The following is a 19,746-nucleotide window of genomic DNA, read 5'->3' as shown; positions in this document are numbered from 1 at the left end:
GTTCTTTGTCCAGACTATTTGCCTGCTGCCAGCAAAGCGTTACGGCGCATCTCGATACTTCGAATTCCCGCTTTGTCAATATTGCATTGTCCCAACGCTGACAACAGACTCACATTCAACTCCAGACTGGCACCATACGTCAGCGGATTGGGTATAAACGGTACAGGAGTATCAGAAGTCAGGCTGGCTGGCAGTGGTGCCACCGGAACGCTCACGTAAACCGTTCGCGAATTTCCGCAACCGGTCAGCAGCGGCAGCAGGCACAGGACGTGAAGCACAATCATCATCCGCAACAGCCACTTTGATATCTTCCTGGGTTCTCTGTGACTCCAGTGCGATCTGCTGTTTTGCATGTTGATTCGCCTCCTGAATGATGTTCGTTATTGCCATAGTACGCAGAACATTCGCGGTGATAGCCTCAGTAGAATCAGCTCGCTGTTCCGCAGCGTCAGCACGCTTCTGTTCCTTCAGAAACTTTCCGTGGTAGTGATTAGCTGACCAGACAAGACCACCAGCAATACAAGCAATAAACGTTAAAATGAGCGCCCAATAACTCATCTTCATACCAGCAGCGCCGCCCGCGCCTTGTTGTATCGAACCTTACGATCCTCAATACCGTTCAGACCGCCGTTAATGATGCGCGTAACACGATTAATATCAGCACCGTAGACCATGCAGCCTTTAGAGGTGTAGAACCATGCAGCTGAGCGCGCGGCCTGTAGCTCCTGCTCCAGTTGTTCAGGTGAGGTCACCAGATCTAACTTCAGCGCCGCGCCACAGATGCGATAATTATGAAGGCCAGTGATTTGAATTAATCCTCTACCACGATATTTCCAGCCATCACCGGGTGCTTTGTTACCCAGTCGGTTGCTATACACCAGATTGGCAATAGCATCCTGACGAGCTGCATGTCCGGATGTTCTGCCAAGGGCATCAGCCTGCTGCTGTGTGATCCTCTTTCCGAACGTCGCCACCAGCGCAGATGGTGTGTAGTTAAAATTTTCAACTACGGCGCTAAACCCCATCGACTCATGGCCTACCTGAGCGATAAACATTGCCTGATCCGCTGGTGCTGTAATGCCGAATTCCTTCATCGCCGCATCAATGTGCGGAAACCAGCGCGCAGCCAGCCCGGCGCTAATACCAGCCGCCTTTTGAAATAATTGTTGGTTCATTAGTGCCTCAGATGATCAACCAGACGTGCAACGTTGCCTCTGACGGCCACCAGCACGGAAAGAAAAATAGTGTTCGCCACGATAATGGGCCATGAGGAATGAGGATAAATCCCACAGAGATAGGCCAACGGAACAGCACTGTATGTAACAGTAATCAGCCAGGCTAAACGTGAAACCCAAGGACGATGCCGCGAATCACCACGACGATAAAACATCAGAGTAATAACAACACAAGCACATAACAGCGCATTTATAGTTGCTGTCGGGTCATTTAGCTCCACCTGAACCTCCCCGGCGCGTTATGAGCGCCACCAGCGAGCCGATATCCTGATTATTCAGGAACGTCAGGATTTTAACGGCTAAAGCAGAGACGATTACGGCACCAATAGCATCCAGAGGTTTATCACTGTATCCGGTCAAGTTCGCCAGCTTGGAGCCAACCAACCCAGAGCAAAGAATCCCGGCAATATATGACACGATAAAATATGCCAGTCGGCGCGATGCACTCAGATCTGCTGCTGTTGCTATGTAGAATACAGCCCCTGCAAATGCGCCAAATACAACGCCGTAATCAGTTCCGGTCAGCAGTCCATAAACACTGGCACCCGTCAGGGCACCACCAGCCAGCCCAGTACCGGAAATCGGATCGGACATTTAGCCCCCTCTTAATTGCTGTTGGTCCTCTCAGATATGAGGGGAAGGGATCTTAATGACAGTCTGTTTATTATTTCAGTCAAATACTACCCTGTTGATGATTTCTCAGAAGCGAACTTGACTCCCAGGGGAAACTCAACTTTCCGTTAAAACCACCAGCAGACATTCGTTCAATTTCCACAGAAATATCACTGAGCCGTTCTTCAAGCTCTGCTTTTTCTTTTACCAGACGGTTATAGCGGCTTAGATGAAGCTTTTGCTGCTCCAGCCAGTCTTCAAGCTGTTCAACAGTCATACCAGGGTTAAAAAAATATGGCTGCTGCTTTTCGCCCTGCATTATTGACCTCCAGAAAAGCAAAAACCCCGCCGAAGCGAGGTTTGTTATGATTTCGTTAACGGCAGACATACAAAGCCCATCGTTAGGAGAATCCTAACCATATTTTTTGAAAAATGCAAGCATCATGTCGCCATCTTCGGCGAAAATCATTTATCTTGTCACTTTTCTCAATTGTGTCTCTGCATATGCTTCTTCCTGCCAGCACTTTGTAACCAGTTTATCAATGACATCTGCATATCCTTTGTACCACTGATAATCCGTCAGGTCTGGTACCAGCTTCTGGACATGATGCCGCGCCAGTGTGGTTGGTAAACGGCTAAACCGGTTTCCATTGCAACGCCCACAAATCTTATAAACAGGCGTGCCATGAAGCCGGGTCCTTTTTTCATCCAGGACAATACCTTTACCCTTACACCCTCTGCACGCTGTGCTGACTTCTCCCTTACCATGACAATGCTGACATAGTTCCTTCACCCACTCTTCCTTGATAACAGATTCCCCGCTTCTGGAGTGTTTCACCACTTCGCGCAATACATTATGAAATCCAGTACCAGCACAATGCTCACAGCGAGCCTTACTTGCCGCAGACCTGGAATAATCAGCAAAGGCAAAATTCACAAGGTAAGGAATAATCTGTAGCCGGGTTTCTTCACTCAATTTATTCAATGTCGGGCTATCCAGTGCCATCGCGTAATTGAGCAGACCTTCAATCGCAAACTGAGGATCCTGAACACCAACTTTTGCCAGGAATAAGGCAAACCCAAGCGGTGCTTTCGACTGCACCATCCCCTGCGCAGCCATCACATCCGTAATTGTTAAACCACCAGAGCCTGTCGCCGGTGCGTCATCGCTCAATTTTGGAGATTTTGGGGAGTAATATTTCGGTAAGGCTTCAAGGTTCATGCTCGTTCTCCACTTACGCCAGTACGCCTATTGCCAGCGCACGATCGATAAAACGAAATATCAGCTCCAGCTGGGAGCCATACTTCTCTTCAAATGCCACGGTATCCGCATGCAGCTCGTCGTGATGCTTTCTGCACAAAGGCAACACAAAGAGGTCATGCGCTTTTGTTCCCATTCCACCCTGACCGTGACCTATCAGGTGGTGGGGATCATCAGCAGGCTTTCCACAACATGCACACGGCTGTGTCTTAACCCAGCGCGTGTACTTTTCATTAACCCAGCGGCGACGTTTTGGGCGTAACATAAAAGACTCCGGCGACTCCGGATCCACTTTCAGCGCCAGCACCTTTTTCGCTTTATCCTGGATAATGCTGGTGGCAGGAACCGAAGGCACAAGGTCACTTTCCCGGGTAACAGACGGCACAACAGGCTTCGGTAATCTCAGTGCCTTACGGGCTGCACTTTCCGGTAAGGCATCCGCCAGATCATTACGAATCAGCCACCAGCACAGTTCCGGCATTGTCACAACGTGACTGTCATCAAAACCGAGATCCCGACGCACAACAGACAACACCCAGCGGGCACAGTTATCCGTTGCCATTGATTCCAGCCGTTCCGTGAACTGATCGCGCAGCTGGTTATCGCAGTGCCAGCACAGACGGATTGCACCCGGAGCGTGTCGCATTGTGGTCATGTTCTCGCTGTGCCAGTCGGAATGAGGCCACTGGCAGCCTTTTTCACGAAGTAACCAGCTTTCAAGACATTCCACGCCACCAGCACGACGGATCACTGCCTCATTGCGGAACACGGCCCGAACGGCAGGATCATCCGCCAGCGGTTGTGATGCCGCCGGAACGGCACCACTGGCGAAAGATGAATAACGCTCCGGCTCAGGCTCCAGCAGGACACGCCCCTGCATAAACAGGGGCATCAGCTCTGAACCTGGCCTGAACAATACGATCCCCATACGCGGGGCAATTTCAGGGGTCAGTAGTGCTCTCACGGTCACCTCAATGAACGGTATCGAGCAGCTTTAACAGCTCAGGGAATCGGGATTCGAAGAAATGCGGCTGCGTCTCGCGCGGATTTGCGGGACTGGTGATGTTCTTGCCGAACATGCAACCTTTCGCTGTCAGCGACCAGAATTTTTTGATGTTGTTAATCGCGGTACGGCTGTATCGTTCGCGCTGCTCGACGATCCCCAGTTTCACCATCTGGTGATATGCCTGATTAGCCGTCAGGCGTATACCATACTGTTTCAGCAGTGCACTCAGTGACAGTGTCGGGCGACTTGAGCCATCGTGTGCATCAGCAGGAGCATCAATGGCATAGCGCGGTGCCAGATTCGGTAAGCCAACAGCCTCCTGGAGTTTCTGGCAGGCACCAAGCACTGAAGAGTTAGACAGGTTTAACTCCCGGCGCATAAAGTCCAGCAGGATCACGCCAGCCTGCATCTTGTCAGCAGCCTGTCCGGATAATTTTTCCGGTGCGCTGGTTACCATATCGAAAGTACGGATCACCTTCAGATGGAATGACGGGCTGATCCACATTGCATAGGCATACACCAGTTCCTTGCAGACATACGTTCCCCGTTCATTTCCCCCATGAATCACACTCACCGGGTCAACACCCAAATTCTGGGTGTTGGTCAATTCATGAACAAGCTCAACAGTTTGTTGGCTGGAAAGAAACTTTCCTGGCTCCTTGGTTCTGGCATTTGCACCAGATGCTACTGCTGCGCGATGCAGATCGTTCAGGCTGTAACGTCCATAAGCATCACGACGAACTTCAATACCATCAATAACCATCAGATTATTCATACTTCGTTTCTCCTCTTAATCAGGCGGCTGCACCCGCCGTTTTCTCGTACTTACTGATAGTGATCTCGACCTTCCCTTCCGGGATAACCGGTCCCCACTCCACCAGCATTCTTTTCACCTGACTGTCGTCTTCCCACACACCCGCGTGGGTCAGGGCGTCAAACAGCGCCTTGTTATAGTTGTCCAGATCGCGGATCCGGTTATCCGGAGGAAACAACACGATCTCCACTGAAGCAGGTGCCGACGTTGGTTTTGGCAGACGACGTAACTGCTCAACTATTGCTGCACACGCCGCGCTCTGGAATTTTCGCCCCGCCGCGCTTATCAGGCTCTTACCAGCAAACGCCCCTTTGTTGGGGTGTCGCCAGTACGTGTTCACGCTGGGCGGAAAAGGCAGAATCAGCTTCATACTTTCAGCTCCCTCTCATGTAACCAGTGGGCTGCACGCAGCCTGGCGTTTTCCTCACCGGCAAGCAGTGCGCGGATAATCCCGACCGCCTCGCTGTCGTCGTCCTTCACCGCGGTATGAAGCGTTATCCCCCGGGCCACGCCACGCTTTATCGTGATGACGCCTTTTTTCTCCAGTGCGCGAAGATGCTCCACCGCTGCATTCACTGAACGGTATCCCAGCATGGTTGCCACCTCCTGATTGGTTGGCGGGAAGCCACGTTCTTGCTGGTAAGAAATCAGCATATCCAGCACCTGCTGCTGGCATTGAGTTAACGTCGTCATGCCGCCATCTCCCTGACCAGTTTTTCCGCCTGCTGGCGAACCTGCGCCAGAAACGCCTCGCCACATGCCTCAAGTTCATCGCGCCCGATGTAGCTGATTGCCGGTCCCTTCCAGGTCTTGTCGAAAACAGCAATAGCACCAGCGAAGAAAGCGCCTGTCGGCACCTGCTTCTCATCCTTCGGGATAAACCAGGCAGGAAGTTCAAAACCAATACGCCCGCGAATAAAAGCAATATGGTCTGCGTCTTCCGGCCACCACACTTCGCTGGTGGAAGCTTTGATCAGGAAAACATAGCGCCCGCCTTTATCACGCATGGCACTGGCATGCTTCATGATGTAACGCATGCCGGTGATGTATTGCCCCTCATGCTGACTGGCGCGGCTGTATGGGGGATTACCAAAGGCAGCACCTTTAAGCTCCGCAAGACGTTCTGACCAGTCATGCGCCAGCGCGTTGTCTTCCGCCGTGTAATACGCGGCACATTTGGCGTTATCACCGTCAGTGAACAGATCCAGAACAAACGGGCCAAACAGGGTGTTAATTCCCCAGAAAATGTTATCCGGCGTGCGCCACTGATCGCCCACTTCCTTCAGTTCATGGGCTGGTTTGTTCCGCAGCTCCACCAGCGCCTGGCAATATTTATTACTCATTAAGCCCCCACGTAATTCCCTGACAGATACCACTCTTCACCTGATGCAGCGCGCTTGCTGCTTTTCCGTAAGCACCGCTCACGACGCGCCAGAAAATTGTTTCGTTCTGGCTGGGAGTGGCTTTCACGGAATGCCGCCATCCACACCGTTGCAGCACGACGGTATAAGCCCCTAGACTCCAGTTCTTCCGCCTGGCGGGTCAGGCACAAAATCACCCGGGGATCGTTAGTGCCGACATAGAAATTGCGCACAGGTCTGGTTTCACGAACTGGTTGTGGTTCCGGCTCCTGCGCTCTCTCAGTCAGGCGTGGGAAATGTCTGCGTGTATCTCCTTCACAACGGTGAGCCACACGCCCACTCTGACGTAACTTGCTTGCTGACTGCAGAACGCGCTGCCGTGAGTAACCTGCAAAAGCATCCGCAATGTCTCCGGAAGTACACCACGGATGGGCTTCAATGAATTTCTGAACTTCATTCAAAAGACTCATGATCACCCCCTGAATCCTGCCGGGATCTGGCTGTAGTCCACGTTGTCGTAACTGGCTTTGAAGTACGGGTCCTCGCGTCTGGCTGCAGATACCGCAGGAACTTCCCAGGATTCTTCGAAATGACGATCCGGACCAAAGAACGTGACAGCCTGTTTCACAAATTGTGTTCCGCTGTTACCCATCGCAGATACCCAGCCCGCGTAGCGTTTCACACCTTCCAGCATGGTTTCGGGTTTTACCCCCTCATTCAAACGGGCTTTCCAGGCTTTGAAGGCTGCAGATTTTGAATTGCCACCAGCACGTTTGGGGTATGCCAGCCATGCCTGCTCAAACTCCGGAGAGTATTCCGGTCGGTTTGAACGAACTCGCACAGACTCATCAGCAGATGCACCAACAGCTATTGGTTCATTGACTGGTTCTTTGACTGGTTCAAAAGAGTGACTGGTTCTGGGTGAATCTCCTGCACTACCCCCTGGTGCAACTCCTGCACTACCTGGTGAATTTGCTGCACCAGATAGTGAATTATTTGCACTACCCCCTAGTGAATCTCCTGCACCATCAAGATGAAGGAGATAGATATTACTTGAGTTACCTTTTTCACCTTTCCGGGTGACTTTTTTTACCAGCCCGGAATCACAAAGGGCCGCAATATGATTCATCACAGAACGTTTGCTAATCTCGCACTGGTCAGCAATATGCTGGTAGCTGGGCCAGCACTCACCCTGATCGCTGGCATTATCAGCCAGCTTGATCAGAACCAGTTTTCGCAATGGATTACCCACTCGAATTTTCATCGCTTTAACCATCAGCTCCATACTCATGCTGCACCTCCGAGATGCTTCATGTTTTTTCCGGAGCAAAAGGCTATAAGCGGCATACTGACGCGGTAATTACGGCCCAGCGGTTCACAAATCACCTTCTGACATTCACGGTCCACCAGGCTAACACGTAGAACATGCCCTGCAGGCGTGGTGTACCACTGACCCGGGCGAGGACAACGGAAAGTCTGATTGGTAAATCGTTTGAAAATATTCCGGATCATTTGCGCCCCCTTACCTCTGAAGAGTTCAGCGACGAATGAATAAGACGGGCAAGAAATGCCGCATCGTTAATTCGGTCATACAGACTTACAGCCAGCGGTGATTCAGCTTTTTCCAGCATGGGATAAAGCTGCTGCAACCAGACCTGATGAATTGATGAAATGTAGGAATAGAGAACGCTGGCGTTATGTGCAACGTCGCTCGGTACAGAGGGCTTTGAAAGCTGTTTCTCCATCTGGTTAAAGGCATTGATGTATGCCTCTTTGAACTGGGCAGCACGTTTCCCCGTGAACCCCATAGCAAGAAACGCAAAGCCGTCGCGGGTTATTTGATAGCAAGGAAGTTTGCGAGTACCGCCGTTGGGCTGGCGTACCAAAATTGATGTCTCCGCAAAATTGCGGGCACAAAACTCTGGAGAACAATCCAAAATGCGGATCTTTTTCAGAACATCGTCATGACGTTTAGAGAAGAAGTCAGCAACAGCCAAAGAAGAAGTAACAGCCTGACCATCAACGATGGCAATTTCAGGTTGAGAGAGGGTTGGGAGAGTAGTCATGGTGACAGCCCCGGTAGTCAGTTTTTTAGAAAACTCACCACATGGGACGCCAATCACAGAGGTGGTGAGACGTACAGGGTTGGCGTTACCGGAGACTACCGAACCCGGCCCGACCGAAGTCGGCCCTGTACGCCCCACCATAATTTGGGCGTAGCAATGCTCATGACACGAAAAAACCGCATGAGCGCGGTTATGCTCAGTAATCAATTTCAGGACGCCAATCCCGGCACCCGCTTTATAAGGTGCCTGAACAGTGTAACGTCCCGGAATGGCAGAATCAATGTGCTGGTGGTCCTTCACACTCAACAAAATCACGCCTGAATTTCCACAAAGGACTAAAGCACTCATGCGGGTAGTCTTTGCGAAGATAGATAACGCGCTGTGTTTCTGGTTCCCAACGAATAACATGAACATAAAGCCCTCTTCCGTCACGAAACCAGCGGTTAAGTTCCTGCACAACTCGCCCCCCACAGTCAGGTAAAGTTCTCTGTGGTTACTTACAGCCAGGTGATTTGGTAATCTGCATTCATGCCGTAACAACAGGTGTTCAGAGACGCTGACCACCAGCTGTTGCGACAAACGGTTATTTGCCGTTAAACTGTTCATGCGTTAGTTTCTCCACAGACACAAAACGCCACGACGCCCGGAGCTGCACACTCGCGGGCGTCACTCTTTTCTGGAGCGCAGAAGATTTTGTAGACCAGTGCTGCATGCTCCTGGAGCTTCGAAATTGACAGATACAACTCATCATTAATTGCTGTCTGCTCGTGTGGCTCCACGACCCCATCTTCGATTGCCGAACGAATCTGCTTTGAGTAATTCCCGATCTGTTCGATGACTTCCAGCAGGCGCTGGTTTATATCGGCGTTCTCTACTTCCTCAATTTCAGGAAGCGATACGAACACCCCACCAGCAGACTGTGCGACAGCATCCGCAATGTAGTGAGTGCCAGCCGCGCGCTGTAAAACCATTGCCCATCCCAGCGGGAAAATCTGATCGCCATCTGCACGAAGGCGGTTGAATAAAGCGTTCTCTGTTACATCCAGCCAGTCAGCAGCTTCAGCGTAACCCCCAGGCAATGCCGCGATAGTTTTTCTGACAGCTTTCACGTACCACTCAGGTTGTTTTTCCACTTTCCAATGATGCTTACCCACGGCTTACCTCCTGTTCCTGTGGTTTAAACCCATTCTGGTTTTGGCTAGATTGAAAACGTGCCGGATAAAGAATCTGCATTTCGCTGATTTCACCCTTAAAAAAATTGGCCAGACGTTCTGCAAGATCGATAGATGGAATTTGTTCCAGTCTTTCAATACGACTCAGCGTCGCTGGATTGACCTGAACGCCCGCAGCAACATGCTGCAAAGTAAATCCGTGCGCCTTACGCACATTCCGTAATGGTGATTGCATATAACCTCCACATATTGCGTGATGAGCATATTATTTCACGCAAATATTTTGCGCAAGTTGATTTGCTTAACGCGCAATAAAGAAATGTAATAAACGCATGAACATAGGAAATCGAGTCAGACAACTTCGCCAGGCGAAGAACATGAAAATCGCCGATCTCGCTGAAGCAATAGGAGTGGATGCGGCAAATATCTCGCGCCTCGAAACAGGTAAGCAGAAACAATTCACTGAACAAGCCCTGAGTAATATTGCCAGGAGCTTAGGTGTTGATATTGCTGATCTCTTTACCTCAGACCTCAAAAGTAATACTGTATGTAAAAACAGTATTAGTGAGGATGTTGCGCAGGTGAAGGATGTATTCCGTATTGAAATGCTGGATGTCAGTGCCAGTGCGGGAAATGGCCTTATCCAGGGCGGTGATGTCATTGATGTGATTCATGCCATTGAATACAGAACTGATAATGCTGTATCGATGTTTGGTGGACGACCAGCAAATCACATTAAAGTTATCAACGTTCGTGGGGACAGTATGTGTCCAACCATTGAGCCAGGAGATCTCATCTTCGTTGATATCAGTATCAATCAGTTTGATGGGGATGGTATATATGTATTTGGTTTTGATGATAAAATTTACGTCAAACGACTGCAAATGATACCTGATAAACTGCTGGTAATTTCTGATAATCAGATTTACCGCGAATGGGGAATTACCAGCGAAAACGAACACCGGTTTATGGTCTTTGGAAAGGTCTTAATCAGTCAGTCACAAACCCTTAAGCGACACAATTAACCCCCTACCTCAACATCAATTAGCCACCAGAAGGTGGCTTTTCATTACCCACCAAATTGCATATCTCGCAATAAAAACACTTGCATAATGCGCAACTTCATTTTATCTTTCTTTCCAGACCTACAAACAAGGTACTAACAAAATTTGGTTGTAACACGGCGTATGGCACATGCGTCGTTAGCGGTCTGGGGACGTTAAAGGGGACAATCCACTCCTTGCTCGGGCAAACAAACCAGGTAGCCGGAATGTGCAAGTCAATGAGGATGCTGATAAGACGCCTAACCAGCGCGGCGATCCGGTTTGACGCCTGGGAAGAGACCAGGGTGCAACGATGAGGGCATTTATGGAACCGCGACAAAGTGTGGTGCCGTAACTGGCTAAGTGCTCTCAGCGTTGTGGTGAATGCGCAGGCTGATGCGCGAAAGACATTGCAGCTATTGCGGAAAAGAGCTGTTCGGCGGGGCAATTAAACGCCCGTGAGAGTCTGAAATAACCGCAAGCCGGAGATCAGCACCGGTCACCACAACAGCCACTGCTTTGGCGGTACCAGTTTGTACACTTGCTTCCGGCTGGTACCGCTCTTTTTACAAAACAGAGAAGAGCATCACCGGACGACGGGCTCATAACCCAATCCACCCGGGCGGCTGCCACCGCAGGTGTTCTTCTCTGTTTTGTGGAGAAACCAACCGACCTTGCAGGGTCGATATGATGAGGAGCAGCAAAATGGCTAGCGAACGCAGTACTGATGTGCAGGCATTTATCGGGGAGCTGGACGGCGGCGTATTTGAAACCAAAATCGGCGCAGTTCTCAGTGAAGTCGCTTCCGGTGTGATGAACACGAAAACCAAAGGTAAGGTCTCGCTCAACCTGGAAATCGAACCGTTTGATGAGAACCGTGTGAAAATCAAACACAAACTCTCATATGTTCGCCCGACTAACCGCGGGAAAATTTCTGAAGAAGACACCACCGAAACGCCGATGTATGTCAATCGCGGTGGTCGCCTGACTATTCTGCAGGAAGACCAGGGACAATTACTGACTCTTGCCGGTGAACCTGACGGAAAACTCCGCGCAGCGGGTCATTAATATCGTTTTTAATAAACTGATTATTTATCTCATCACTGAATATTTTTATATAGTGAGGACTTATTATGTCTCAGAACTTAGACGCAACCGCAATTAATCAAATCCATGCCCTTATTTCTGCTCAGGGTGTTAATGAAATTATCAGTAAGATTGGTGCCGATGCTGTGGCATTGCCTGAGAATTTCCGCATTCATGATCTGGAAAAATTTAATTTAAATCGTTTCCGTTTCCGTGGTGCGCTTTCCACTGCCAGCATCGATGACTTTACCCGTTATTCTAAAGATCTTGCAGATGAAGGCACCCGCTGCTTTATCGATGCTGATAATATGCGTGCCGTCAGTGTGCTTAACCTGGGTACTATTGATGAACCAGGTCACGCAGATAACACCGCCACTCTCAAACTGAAAAAGACTGCACCGTTCTCTGCTCTGTTGTCTGTTAATGGCGAGCGTAACTCCCAGAAATCACTGGCAGAATGGATTGAAGACTGGGCCGACTACCTTGTGGGCTTTGATGCTAATGGTGACGCCATTCAGGCAACCAAAGCGGCTGCGGCGATCCGTAAAATCACAATTGAAGCGAACCAGACCGCTGATTTTGAAGACAATGACTTCAGCGGCAAACGCTCCCTGATGGAGTCTGTCGAAGCGAAGACCAAAGACATTATGCCAGTGGCATTTGAATTTAAATGCGTTCCGTTTGAAGGTCTGAAAGAACGTCCGTTTAAATTACGCCTCAGCATTATCACTGGCGATCGTCCTGTACTGGTTCTGCGCATTATTCAGCTGGAAGCGGTGCAGGAAGAAATGGCTAACGAATTTCGTGATCTGCTTGTTGAGAAATTCAAAGACAGCAAAGTAGAAACCTTTATTGGTACTTTCACCGCCTGATTTCATTACTGCAAATGCCCCTGCGGGGGCATTTATGGAAACGTAATTAACTCAATAATCACCGGATGGTGAGGGATTCTTTTTAGCAGAATTCAGCGCGGTGCAGCGCATATACGTGGAGAACAAAATGTCATTTATTAAAACTTTTTCCGGGAAGCATTTTTATTATGACAGGATAAATAAAGACGACATCGATATTAACGATATCGCGGTTTCCCTTTCAAATATCTGTCGCTTTGCCGGTCATCTTTCGCACTTCTACAGCGTCGCCCAACATGCGGTTCTTTGCAGCCAGCTGGTACCGCAGGAATTTGCTTTTGAAGCGTTAATGCATGATGCAACAGAAGCATATTGCCAGGACATCCCCGCTCCACTGAAACGCCTTCTTCCTGACTATAAACGGATGGAAGAAAAAATAGATGCCGTAATCCGTGAGAAATACGGGTTACCCCAGGTTATGAGCACGCCTGTGAAATATGCCGATCTCATCATGCTGGCAACCGAACGCCGCGATCTCGGGCTTGATGATGGCTCTTTCTGGCCTGTACTGGAAGGTATCCCGGCAACAGAGATGTTCAACGTGATTCCACTGGCTCCAGGCCATGCCTACGGGATGTTTATGGAACGCTTTAACGAATTATCGGAGTTACGCAAATGCGCATGAATGTTTTCGAAATGGAAGGATTTCTTCGCGGGAAATGTGTACCGCGAGATCTGAAAGTGAATGAAACGGATGCTGAATATCTGGTGCGTAAATTTGCTGAAGCGGAGGCCAAGATTTCGGCTCTGTCCGAAGACCAGCAGAGAGCGATTGAGTCAATTAAGCAGGCTGATGCAGCTGTAAAGTTGACACACGAGAAGTTTTCGGCGCTTGCAGCGGAGAATGAGCTGGCTCGTAAGGCAGTTCAGGCATTCTGCGATGTTGTTGGCGACAACACTGAGGTTATCGCTGAGGTGGTTGGGCGAGATGGCGTTCTGGTTATTTTGGAGGCCATGAAGGCAACAGGAAATATGCCAGCCACCGATGCTTTCCTGGCTGAAGTGCGGGCGCAGGGCGTGGATGCTGCTATAGAAGCTGCAAAAAATCTGGTGGCCCAAGAATATGAGTATAAGGATTTCAAAGCGGTGCAGAGTGATTGCTGTATGCACCCTGGTTCAGACCTGGTAGGGAAGGTTGAAATGACTGAGTGGTTAGTTGACTTTGCCGCCCAGCTTCGCAAAGGAGGCAACCAGTGAGCATCGTTCAGCGCTGCCGAGCAGAAAGCACTTTTAATTTGGTTTCCATGTCTGGCGGGAAAGACTCACTGGCGCAATGTTTGTACGCCATAGAAAACGATATACAGCATGAGCGCGTGTTTGCTGACACGGGGCACGAACACCCACAAACGATGGAGTACCTTGACTATCTGGAACAAAAGCTGGGACCAATTCGCCGCGTAAAAGCCGACTTCACTCGCCAGATAGAAGGTAAGCGCAAATTCATTGCTGAAAAATGGCCTGTATCTCTTGTTGCAGAGTGCGGAATGACGCCTGATGAAGCAGCGGAACGTGTTGCTCGTGCGCTGGAAATCCTCCACCCAACCGGAAATCCATTTCTTGACCTGTGCATGTGGAAAGGTCGTTTCCCGAGCACTAAAGCGCGGTTCTGTACATTCGAACTGAAACACGAACCAGTGCGCACTCAGGTGGTGCAACCTGCGCTTGATAAATATGACGAAGTTATCTCCTGGCAGGGTGTGCGTGCTCAGGAATCGCCATCGAGGGCACGCCTGCAAGTGTGGGAGGAGGATGCGGACAATACCCCCGGATTGCATGTCTATCGTCCGATTCTCAACTGGCTACATGAGGATGTTTTCGCTATTGCCAGGCGTCACGGGATTAAACCCAACCCACTCTACCAACAAGGATGCAGCCGCGTTGGGTGTATGCCATGCATTCATGCCAGAAAATCTGAACTGGCGGAAATTTTTCAGCGCTGGCCAGAGGAAATCGCCAGAGTGGCAGAGTGGGAACGATTAGTTGCAGCCTGCTCTCGCCGCGGCAACTCAACGTTTTTCCCGTCAACTCATGACCCACGCCGGGCAGAACGTCGCATAGATGTAGTTACCGTAGACAGCTACGGAATCGAAACCTATCGCGACTGGGCAATGACAACCCGAGGTGGCGCTCAATTTGACCTACTGGCGAGCACGAACGATAAGACGGTGTGCAGCAGTGTTTATGCCGGTGTATGTGAATGATCGTCGTAAACGCTGATATCACAGAAAATTTAACAGGAGGCAACCAGTGAGCAAAATTAACTATCAGGCGCTGCGTGAGGCGGCAGAGAAAGCCGGTGAAGATAAGTGGCAGGCTAAAAAAATAAATGGTGATTTTTTCGTTATTCGTCACGGTAGTTATACAAGACAGCATGGCTACACATCGTATCAACCCATTGCGGAGATTGATTGTAAGCCAGTCCGGGATTTTGTTGCCAAGGCTAATCCGGCTACCGTGCTGGAATTACTGGATGAACTGGAAGCAGCAAAAAAGCGCATAGCAGAACTGGAGGAGCGGGAAATACTGCTCCCGGAACGTAGCAGCATGCTTCATCGAACAGATTTTCACGATGATTACCAAACGGTAATGGCATACAAAGTTTCTGAAGTCATCGATGCAATCCGCGCTACTGGCATTCGCATCAAAGGAGAGTGATATGGCAACTTTGACAAAAAAAGAACGGGCATGGTTGAACGAATTACAGGACGTTCTTGATCGCTGCCCATCACCGAAAAAAATTGGTTTTTACACCATTGGCGATAAAAGCATTTACCTGTATGACCTACGCCGCATGGATGAAATCATGGAGGCTCTTGATAATCGTTCGTCGATGGATTGGTGTGTTGCTGTTCATGATATGAATGCAGGGTTTGATGAAAAGATTTTGTTCCCCTCATCAGTTGAAAGCACTGCGGGTTAAGGAGTAACACATGACCACTATTACCAAAGAACGTATTGAATTGTTCATTAAAAACCCGCTTGAAAACGGGCTTACCCGTGGTGAACAAATGGAACTGGCACGGATTGCACTGACATCGCTGGAAGCCGAACCTGTAAGCCAGACTTACAACTTGCCAGAATTAATCGAAGGCATGGAAGTTTCCATTGATGTAAGCACTTGTGATGCTGATTTAGGTAATCGCTATTTCGGTACCGTCACCGAGGCGTTAGAACTTGATACAGCCAAGAATGGTTACATCCTCCTGGTTCAGGACGCAGAGCCAAACTTCGATGTAAATGGCAATTCTCCGGGAACTCCGGATAGTTGGATAAGCTGTAGTGATCGAATGCCTGAAAAGGGCCAGAACGTGCTTATTTCGGTGAATTTCGATAGCTCTCTGGTTGAACCGCTAATATGCTCCGCACGCTATACCGGAAGCACCTTTCGGCGCGGAGATGCAACGATTAAGCCGGGTAATGGTATTGAGCAAGCAACTCACTGGATGTCGCTACCAGAACCGCCGCAGGAGGTGAAGTGATGAACAACTTAATGATCGACCTTGAGACGATGGGGAAAAATAAGGATGCACCGATCGTTTCCATTGGCGCGGTGTTCTTTACCCCAGAAACCGGTGACATCGGACAAGAATTCTATGCGGTTGTCAGCCTGGACAGTGCTATGAAGCAAGGAGCTACACCTGACGGCGATACCATCCTGTGGTGGTTGAAACAGAGCCCTGAAGCACGAGCTGCAATCTGTATTGATGATACTTTATCGATCAGCGATGCACTCTCTGAATTGAGTCATTTCATTAATCAGCATGCAGACAATATAAAATATTTAAAAGTCTGGGGTAACGGGGCCACCTTCGACAACGTAATTTTACGTGGAGCTTACGAGCGAGCAGGACAAATCTGCCCGTGGGCGTACTGGAATGACCACGATGTACGCACGATCGTTACGCTTGGGCGTTCCATCGGATTCGACCCCAAAATGGACATGCCTTTCGATGGCGAACGGCACAACGCCCTAGCCGATGCCCGTCATCAGGCAAAATATGTTTCCGCTATCTGGCAGAAATTAATTCCTGCCACCAGCACAGAATTATGATTTTCCCGGGTGCAGCCGGTTTTGATGGAGAAAATTATGAACACCTTGTTTTTACTGATGGCTGAATTCAATACCCCTAACATTGAACTCTCAGCAGTTAGCCAAAAGTACTTTGGCATGAGTCCAGCCACGGCAGAAGCAAAAGCAAACGCTTGTAAGTTGCCCGTTCCAACATATCGCATCGGCACATCACAAAAAGCAAAACGTTGCATCAATATTCAAGATCTTGCGGAATACATAGACAAAAGGCGAGAAGAAGGACGTATCGAGTGGGAACAGGTCAGAACAGTCAAACAGAAGGACAAAGAACATCACTAAAGAAAAAACCCGCCTGAAGGCGGGTTTTCAAAAAGCACCAGCTATGATCATGCTGCTTTGCGACGACGAAGCTTACCCTGCTGCTCTTTACCAGAGACAGTAGCGTGAGTGAACGCATTAGGAGCAGCCTTCATCAGAACTTCAACAGCAGCACCCATACCTGCGAATGCTTTCATTGTGTCGAACTTAACCTGTGGCTTGGTTGCTTTTTGATCTTTCATAGAAAACTCCCGAGACAGTAAAGGCGTCTCTAACCCTTTCTTTAAAGCTAGCTTGTTTCGCTAACTTATGCCAATCGATCATGTCGATTGGTGACATCGTTTCTTAGTAGTTTAAGCACAAAACGACTGCCATAGATGTACCTTTAAGGTAATCTGGACGGGTATCCTACAATTTGTAGACCCTTCTCGTCTATACCTACTGAGCAAATTTAAGAAAGATATCCTGCAGCTCATCAATGACTGCCGACATCACATAACCGCACTGTTCCATGCGGAAACCAAAAGACTCGTAATACTGCACCAGTTCTGGTACTGGCTCTACAATGTGGACAACTTTACATTCAACAGCTTTACAAAATATAAAAGCACTCATAAGAGTGAGTAAAACCATGCGCCCTTTCAATGGGTGAGATTCATCTTCTCTAGAAAACCTTTCGATCATATGGATACGAAAGATGTTTTCTTCAACCCCATAAACACAAATTGCTGCTCCTGATGGTATTCCCTGAACCCGACCTTGCTGAACAAGTTTTATGCAGAACTCATACTTTTCTCTGGAGTTGCCATAGGTACTTAACGCATAGTCCCATTCAAGCTCACCATAGCCACCACACAGAATCTTGTAATCATCATCACTGAGCGGACCAACAGCAAGAGGTAAGCCGACATGATCAATAATCAACTGGATATTGTTACGTACTGATTGACCTATCTCGTCCAGGGTAAGCATCATGGCCTCTCAAGCGGAACACTAAAAGTCGCATTATATCTCATTCTTAAGCCGCGTATGGATTACACCTTGAAATGAAAACGCCGGGTTCCCAATAGGCTCCCACAGAGTGTATAACTGCTTGTTTTTCAACAACGGTACATCCTATCGAGCATTGGTGCAACGCTAAACCGACCACTCCAGTGAACGTCAGTTTTTTCAGGCATTGCGCTGGTTTGGTTGATTTTTTGCATTTCAGAATTACCGTGCATTTTCAAAAGTAGAGATTATTTTAACGATATATCATGGAGTTATGTTATTCAGCATCACTGTTCAGGAGGCTCAATAGCGGGGTACTATACCATAACAACAGGAAGCGCCTGGCTCTTTGAAAAAGAAAAATGAGATCCCTTCAAAGCGTGACGCTCTCGCGAATTGAAGAAATAATCTTATTAGATGTTAGCGTTGTGAAAAGCAATGATAAGCAATTCAGTTTCGACGATAAATAAAAAATCATACATAAAAGCGTGTTGAACTATCTCGCGGCGAATGGCAATGATAGATAAAAAAGAACCCAAGCAATGTTGGGTTCTTTTATGTAAAAAATTCCATACTACAGAGAAAATTCACATTTTATTTTTTTAACACAATACCGAATAGGTCATAAATGAACTTAATAATATCTTCGTTAATGAGATCGTTGTCATTTATATCTTTGTCATTCATATCTTTGCCAATTACAATGGGTCCCGTTGAGTCTGGGTCAAATGATTGAACGAATTTAATTAACGTCTCACCTGCAGCCTGCATTTTTGTAATGTCTGTGATGTCTTTATTGTCTTCTTCAGCCTTCTTTTTCCTCTCATTCAGAATTAAATTAAAATCCAGTTCATTTTTATCTACTAATTCTTTCATATCCCTCAGGCTTTTTTTCATCACTTGACGAGATAATATTTTTATCTTACTTGTTATGTGGTTTTCACAATAATCATTAACTCTTTGTGCTGTTGCTATGATATCAGCTGATGCACTACCATATGAGAATGAAAGTAAAAGGGAAGCCAAGGGTTTTAAGCGAGCATCGTTCTTTGCTTTATATGCATTTTCCAAATTTAAAAAACCTTCGCTTACAGTTTTTAGATGTAATGACGCTACAGGTACTTTACCATAGGGTTTATCATAAAATAGCTGAATTGCGGAGGGAAGGTCATTCTGATTTATTACATCGAAAGTACACCTGTCTATTAGAGTTGCATCGCTATTTTCCATTGGATTACAAACAAAATCCATCGCATAATGAAAAATCGCCCGTTCTACAAATGCAGAAATATAGTCACGATCACCTAATTGCTCATTAGTGCACTCTACAATACACTCGTCAACCCAATCTTTGAGAGCATTTATTCGTCCAATTAAGGAAACATTCTTTTCACTTGCAGTCCATAAATTATGGGTAATCCTCTGAATAAACAAATCTATTTTTGCAATAATCGCAGCGCGATTACTCATCGTTGCATAATCAACCGATTTATTATACATATCCTTAAGTTTTTCCGAGCTTACATTTTTATTATCGTATTGATTTGAGTTGAGGCTTTTATTAAAGTAATCTCTTGAACTTCCTATTATACTTGACATAATTTATCCACCTTTTTACCGAGCTGTATCATTCTTATAATTCATTTGACAAAAAGTCACTATCAAAAACCGCTCATAATTTCTGATCTGTAGGCATACTTTCAAACGCATTTAAATAAATAGCGAGTTAACTTCAAGCAATGTATTTAAAAATGGAGTAATAATTATTGTCATGTTGATAATGGTGTCACCTGGCTATACAACACCTTACCTATGAAACAGAAAATCAACATTACAACAAC

30 protein-coding genes and 2 pseudogenes are annotated in these 19,746 nt (G+C 47.9%); 11 read left to right on the top strand and 21 right to left on the bottom strand.

Going from position 1 to position 19,746, the window contains the following annotated elements; all coding sequences use genetic code 11:
* Positions 1-14 precede the first annotated feature (14 nt).
* The 17 genes from lysC to BEB54_RS10175 form a co-directional block, all read right to left on the bottom strand.
* Positions 15-353, bottom strand: coding sequence for an Rz1-like lysis system protein LysC (gene lysC / locus BEB54_RS29930; protein WP_077249172.1), 339 nt, complete (start codon positions 351-353; stop codon positions 15-17).
* A gap of 207 nt (positions 354-560) precedes the next feature.
* Positions 561-1,175, bottom strand: coding sequence for a glycoside hydrolase family 19 protein (locus tag BEB54_RS10250; protein WP_032235545.1), 615 nt, complete (start codon positions 1,173-1,175; stop codon positions 561-563).
* Entirely contained in the window at positions 1,175-1,456 is a 282-nt protein-coding gene (locus BEB54_RS10245; protein ID WP_000422366.1) for a phage holin family protein, read from the bottom strand. The genes BEB54_RS10250 and BEB54_RS10245 overlap by 1 nt, the downstream gene beginning before the upstream one ends.
* A complete protein-coding gene (locus BEB54_RS10240; protein ID WP_001283169.1) occupies positions 1,443-1,829 on the bottom strand; it encodes a phage holin family protein in 387 nt (128 codons plus the stop codon). Before BEB54_RS10240 ends, BEB54_RS10245 begins: the two co-directional genes overlap by 14 nt.
* A 79-nt stretch (positions 1,830-1,908) precedes the next feature.
* A complete protein-coding gene (locus BEB54_RS10235; RefSeq protein WP_001542448.1) occupies positions 1,909-2,166 on the bottom strand; it encodes a hypothetical protein in 258 nt (85 codons plus the stop codon).
* A gap of 150 nt (positions 2,167-2,316) precedes the next feature.
* Positions 2,317-3,069 (bottom strand): antitermination protein Q, encoded by a 753-nt coding sequence (locus tag BEB54_RS10230; protein ID WP_097408215.1) that lies wholly within the window; start codon positions 3,067-3,069, stop codon positions 2,317-2,319.
* A 13-nt stretch (positions 3,070-3,082) separates the two neighbouring features.
* The gene (locus tag BEB54_RS10225; protein ID WP_001360050.1) at positions 3,083-4,072 is read right to left on the bottom strand and encodes a DUF968 domain-containing protein; all 990 of its coding nucleotides are present in this window, start codon (positions 4,070-4,072) and stop codon (positions 3,083-3,085) included.
* A 7-nt stretch (positions 4,073-4,079) separates the two neighbouring features.
* Positions 4,080-4,889 (bottom strand): KilA-N domain-containing protein, encoded by an 810-nt coding sequence (locus tag BEB54_RS10220; protein WP_001061438.1) that lies wholly within the window; start codon positions 4,887-4,889, stop codon positions 4,080-4,082.
* A 19-nt stretch (positions 4,890-4,908) separates the two neighbouring features.
* Positions 4,909-5,298: a RusA family crossover junction endodeoxyribonuclease gene (locus tag BEB54_RS10215; RefSeq protein WP_000767113.1), complete on the bottom strand. Its 390-nt coding sequence runs from the start codon at positions 5,296-5,298 to the stop codon at positions 4,909-4,911.
* Positions 5,295-5,621 (bottom strand): LexA family transcriptional regulator, encoded by a 327-nt coding sequence (locus BEB54_RS10210; RefSeq protein WP_040088106.1) that lies wholly within the window; start codon positions 5,619-5,621, stop codon positions 5,295-5,297. Before BEB54_RS10210 ends, BEB54_RS10215 begins: the two co-directional genes overlap by 4 nt.
* Complete coding sequence (locus tag BEB54_RS10205; protein ID WP_040088105.1) at positions 5,618-6,271, bottom strand: phage N-6-adenine-methyltransferase; 654 nt, start codon at positions 6,269-6,271, stop codon at positions 5,618-5,620. The genes BEB54_RS10210 and BEB54_RS10205 overlap by 4 nt, the downstream gene beginning before the upstream one ends.
* The gene (locus BEB54_RS10200; protein ID WP_077782569.1) at positions 6,271-6,765 is read right to left on the bottom strand and encodes a PerC family transcriptional regulator; all 495 of its coding nucleotides are present in this window, start codon (positions 6,763-6,765) and stop codon (positions 6,271-6,273) included. The genes BEB54_RS10205 and BEB54_RS10200 overlap by 1 nt, the downstream gene beginning before the upstream one ends.
* The gene (locus tag BEB54_RS10195) at positions 6,762-7,580 is read right to left on the bottom strand and encodes a helix-turn-helix domain-containing protein (RefSeq protein WP_040088103.1); all 819 of its coding nucleotides are present in this window, start codon (positions 7,578-7,580) and stop codon (positions 6,762-6,764) included. The genes BEB54_RS10200 and BEB54_RS10195 overlap by 4 nt, the downstream gene beginning before the upstream one ends.
* Positions 7,577-7,801, bottom strand: coding sequence for a hypothetical protein (locus BEB54_RS10190; RefSeq protein WP_000620695.1), 225 nt, complete (start codon positions 7,799-7,801; stop codon positions 7,577-7,579). The genes BEB54_RS10195 and BEB54_RS10190 overlap by 4 nt, the downstream gene beginning before the upstream one ends.
* A complete protein-coding gene (locus tag BEB54_RS10185) occupies positions 7,798-8,961 on the bottom strand; it encodes a Rha family phage regulatory protein (protein ID WP_105282186.1) in 1,164 nt (387 codons plus the stop codon). Before BEB54_RS10185 ends, BEB54_RS10190 begins: the two co-directional genes overlap by 4 nt.
* Entirely contained in the window at positions 8,958-9,509 is a 552-nt protein-coding gene (ymfL, locus tag BEB54_RS10180; RefSeq protein WP_000515849.1) for a protein YmfL, read from the bottom strand. Before ymfL ends, BEB54_RS10185 begins: the two co-directional genes overlap by 4 nt.
* Positions 9,502-9,762: a helix-turn-helix domain-containing protein gene (locus tag BEB54_RS10175; RefSeq protein WP_001191669.1), complete on the bottom strand. Its 261-nt coding sequence runs from the start codon at positions 9,760-9,762 to the stop codon at positions 9,502-9,504. Before BEB54_RS10175 ends, ymfL begins: the two co-directional genes overlap by 8 nt.
* Before the next feature lie 97 nt (positions 9,763-9,859).
* Here BEB54_RS10175 and BEB54_RS10165 point away from each other — a divergent pair, with 97 nt between their 5' ends.
* The 11 genes and pseudogenes from BEB54_RS10165 (at position 9,860) to BEB54_RS10110 (ending at position 16,936) form a co-directional block, all read left to right on the top strand.
* On the top strand, positions 9,860-10,552 hold the full coding sequence (locus BEB54_RS10165) for an XRE family transcriptional regulator (RefSeq protein ID WP_001345148.1): 693 nt from the start codon (positions 9,860-9,862) through the stop codon (positions 10,550-10,552).
* Between the two features lie 723 nt (positions 10,553-11,275).
* The gene (gene yfdP, locus BEB54_RS10155; protein WP_000135680.1) at positions 11,276-11,638 is read left to right on the top strand and encodes a protein YfdP; all 363 of its coding nucleotides are present in this window, start codon (positions 11,276-11,278) and stop codon (positions 11,636-11,638) included.
* A gap of 65 nt (positions 11,639-11,703) precedes the next feature.
* On the top strand, positions 11,704-12,528 hold the full coding sequence (locus tag BEB54_RS10150) for a YfdQ family protein (RefSeq protein ID WP_000081280.1): 825 nt from the start codon (positions 11,704-11,706) through the stop codon (positions 12,526-12,528).
* Positions 12,529-12,655: 127 nt separating this feature from the next.
* Positions 12,656-13,192 carry a 5'-deoxynucleotidase gene (gene yfdR, locus BEB54_RS10145; protein ID WP_097296116.1) on the top strand — a complete coding sequence of 179 codons (537 nt, stop codon included), beginning with the start codon at positions 12,656-12,658 and terminating at the stop codon, positions 13,190-13,192.
* Positions 13,183-13,317: pseudogene (locus tag BEB54_RS29280) on the top strand (hypothetical protein); the annotation flags it as partial. The gene yfdR and the pseudogene BEB54_RS29280, both read left to right, overlap by 10 nt.
* A gap of 494 nt (positions 13,318-13,811) precedes the next feature.
* The gene (locus tag BEB54_RS10135) at positions 13,812-14,768 is read left to right on the top strand and encodes a phosphoadenosine phosphosulfate reductase domain-containing protein (RefSeq protein ID WP_097296118.1); all 957 of its coding nucleotides are present in this window, start codon (positions 13,812-13,814) and stop codon (positions 14,766-14,768) included.
* 46 nt (positions 14,769-14,814) lie between these two features.
* Complete coding sequence (locus BEB54_RS10130; protein WP_105282184.1) at positions 14,815-15,222, top strand: ead/Ea22-like family protein; 408 nt, start codon at positions 14,815-14,817, stop codon at positions 15,220-15,222.
* Between the two features lies 1 nt (position 15,223).
* Entirely contained in the window at positions 15,224-15,487 is a 264-nt protein-coding gene (locus BEB54_RS10125; protein WP_000224227.1) for a hypothetical protein, read from the top strand.
* A 10-nt stretch (positions 15,488-15,497) separates the two neighbouring features.
* A complete protein-coding gene (locus BEB54_RS10120) occupies positions 15,498-16,046 on the top strand; it encodes a DUF551 domain-containing protein (RefSeq protein WP_047089978.1) in 549 nt (182 codons plus the stop codon).
* A complete protein-coding gene (locus BEB54_RS10115; protein WP_047089409.1) occupies positions 16,046-16,618 on the top strand; it encodes a 3'-5' exonuclease in 573 nt (190 codons plus the stop codon). Before BEB54_RS10120 ends, BEB54_RS10115 begins: the two co-directional genes overlap by 1 nt.
* Before the next feature lie 36 nt (positions 16,619-16,654).
* Positions 16,655-16,936 carry a pyocin activator PrtN family protein gene (locus tag BEB54_RS10110; protein ID WP_001093918.1) on the top strand — a complete coding sequence of 94 codons (282 nt, stop codon included), beginning with the start codon at positions 16,655-16,657 and terminating at the stop codon, positions 16,934-16,936.
* A gap of 47 nt (positions 16,937-16,983) precedes the next feature.
* Here the strand turns inward: BEB54_RS10110 and BEB54_RS28985 are convergent, their stop codons facing one another.
* The 4 genes and pseudogenes from BEB54_RS28985 to BEB54_RS10095 all read right to left on the bottom strand — a co-directional run bounded on the left by BEB54_RS28985 (position 16,984) and on the right by BEB54_RS10095 (position 19,504).
* Positions 16,984-17,157 (bottom strand): hypothetical protein, encoded by a 174-nt coding sequence (locus BEB54_RS28985; protein ID WP_000654815.1) that lies wholly within the window; start codon positions 17,155-17,157, stop codon positions 16,984-16,986.
* 196 nt (positions 17,158-17,353) lie between these two features.
* Positions 17,354-17,887, bottom strand: a complete 534-nt coding sequence (locus BEB54_RS10105) for a hypothetical protein (protein ID WP_000956557.1) — start codon at positions 17,885-17,887, stop codon at positions 17,354-17,356.
* 146 nt (positions 17,888-18,033) lie between these two features.
* Positions 18,034-18,138, bottom strand: a pseudogene (locus tag BEB54_RS10100) (tRNA-dihydrouridine synthase); the annotation flags it as partial.
* 361 nt (positions 18,139-18,499) lie between these two features.
* Positions 18,500-19,504, bottom strand: a complete 1,005-nt coding sequence (locus tag BEB54_RS10095; protein ID WP_105277327.1) for a DUF2713 family protein — start codon at positions 19,502-19,504, stop codon at positions 18,500-18,502.
* Positions 19,505-19,746: the final 242 nt, after the last annotated feature.

The organism is Escherichia sp. MOD1-EC6021 (genome assembly GCF_002965245.1).
In the GTDB taxonomy this organism is placed as follows: Bacteria; Pseudomonadota; Gammaproteobacteria; order Enterobacterales; family Enterobacteriaceae; genus Escherichia; species Escherichia coli_F.
Note: the sequence above shows the minus strand (reverse complement) of the source record. Positions and strands in the feature narration are given on the sequence as shown.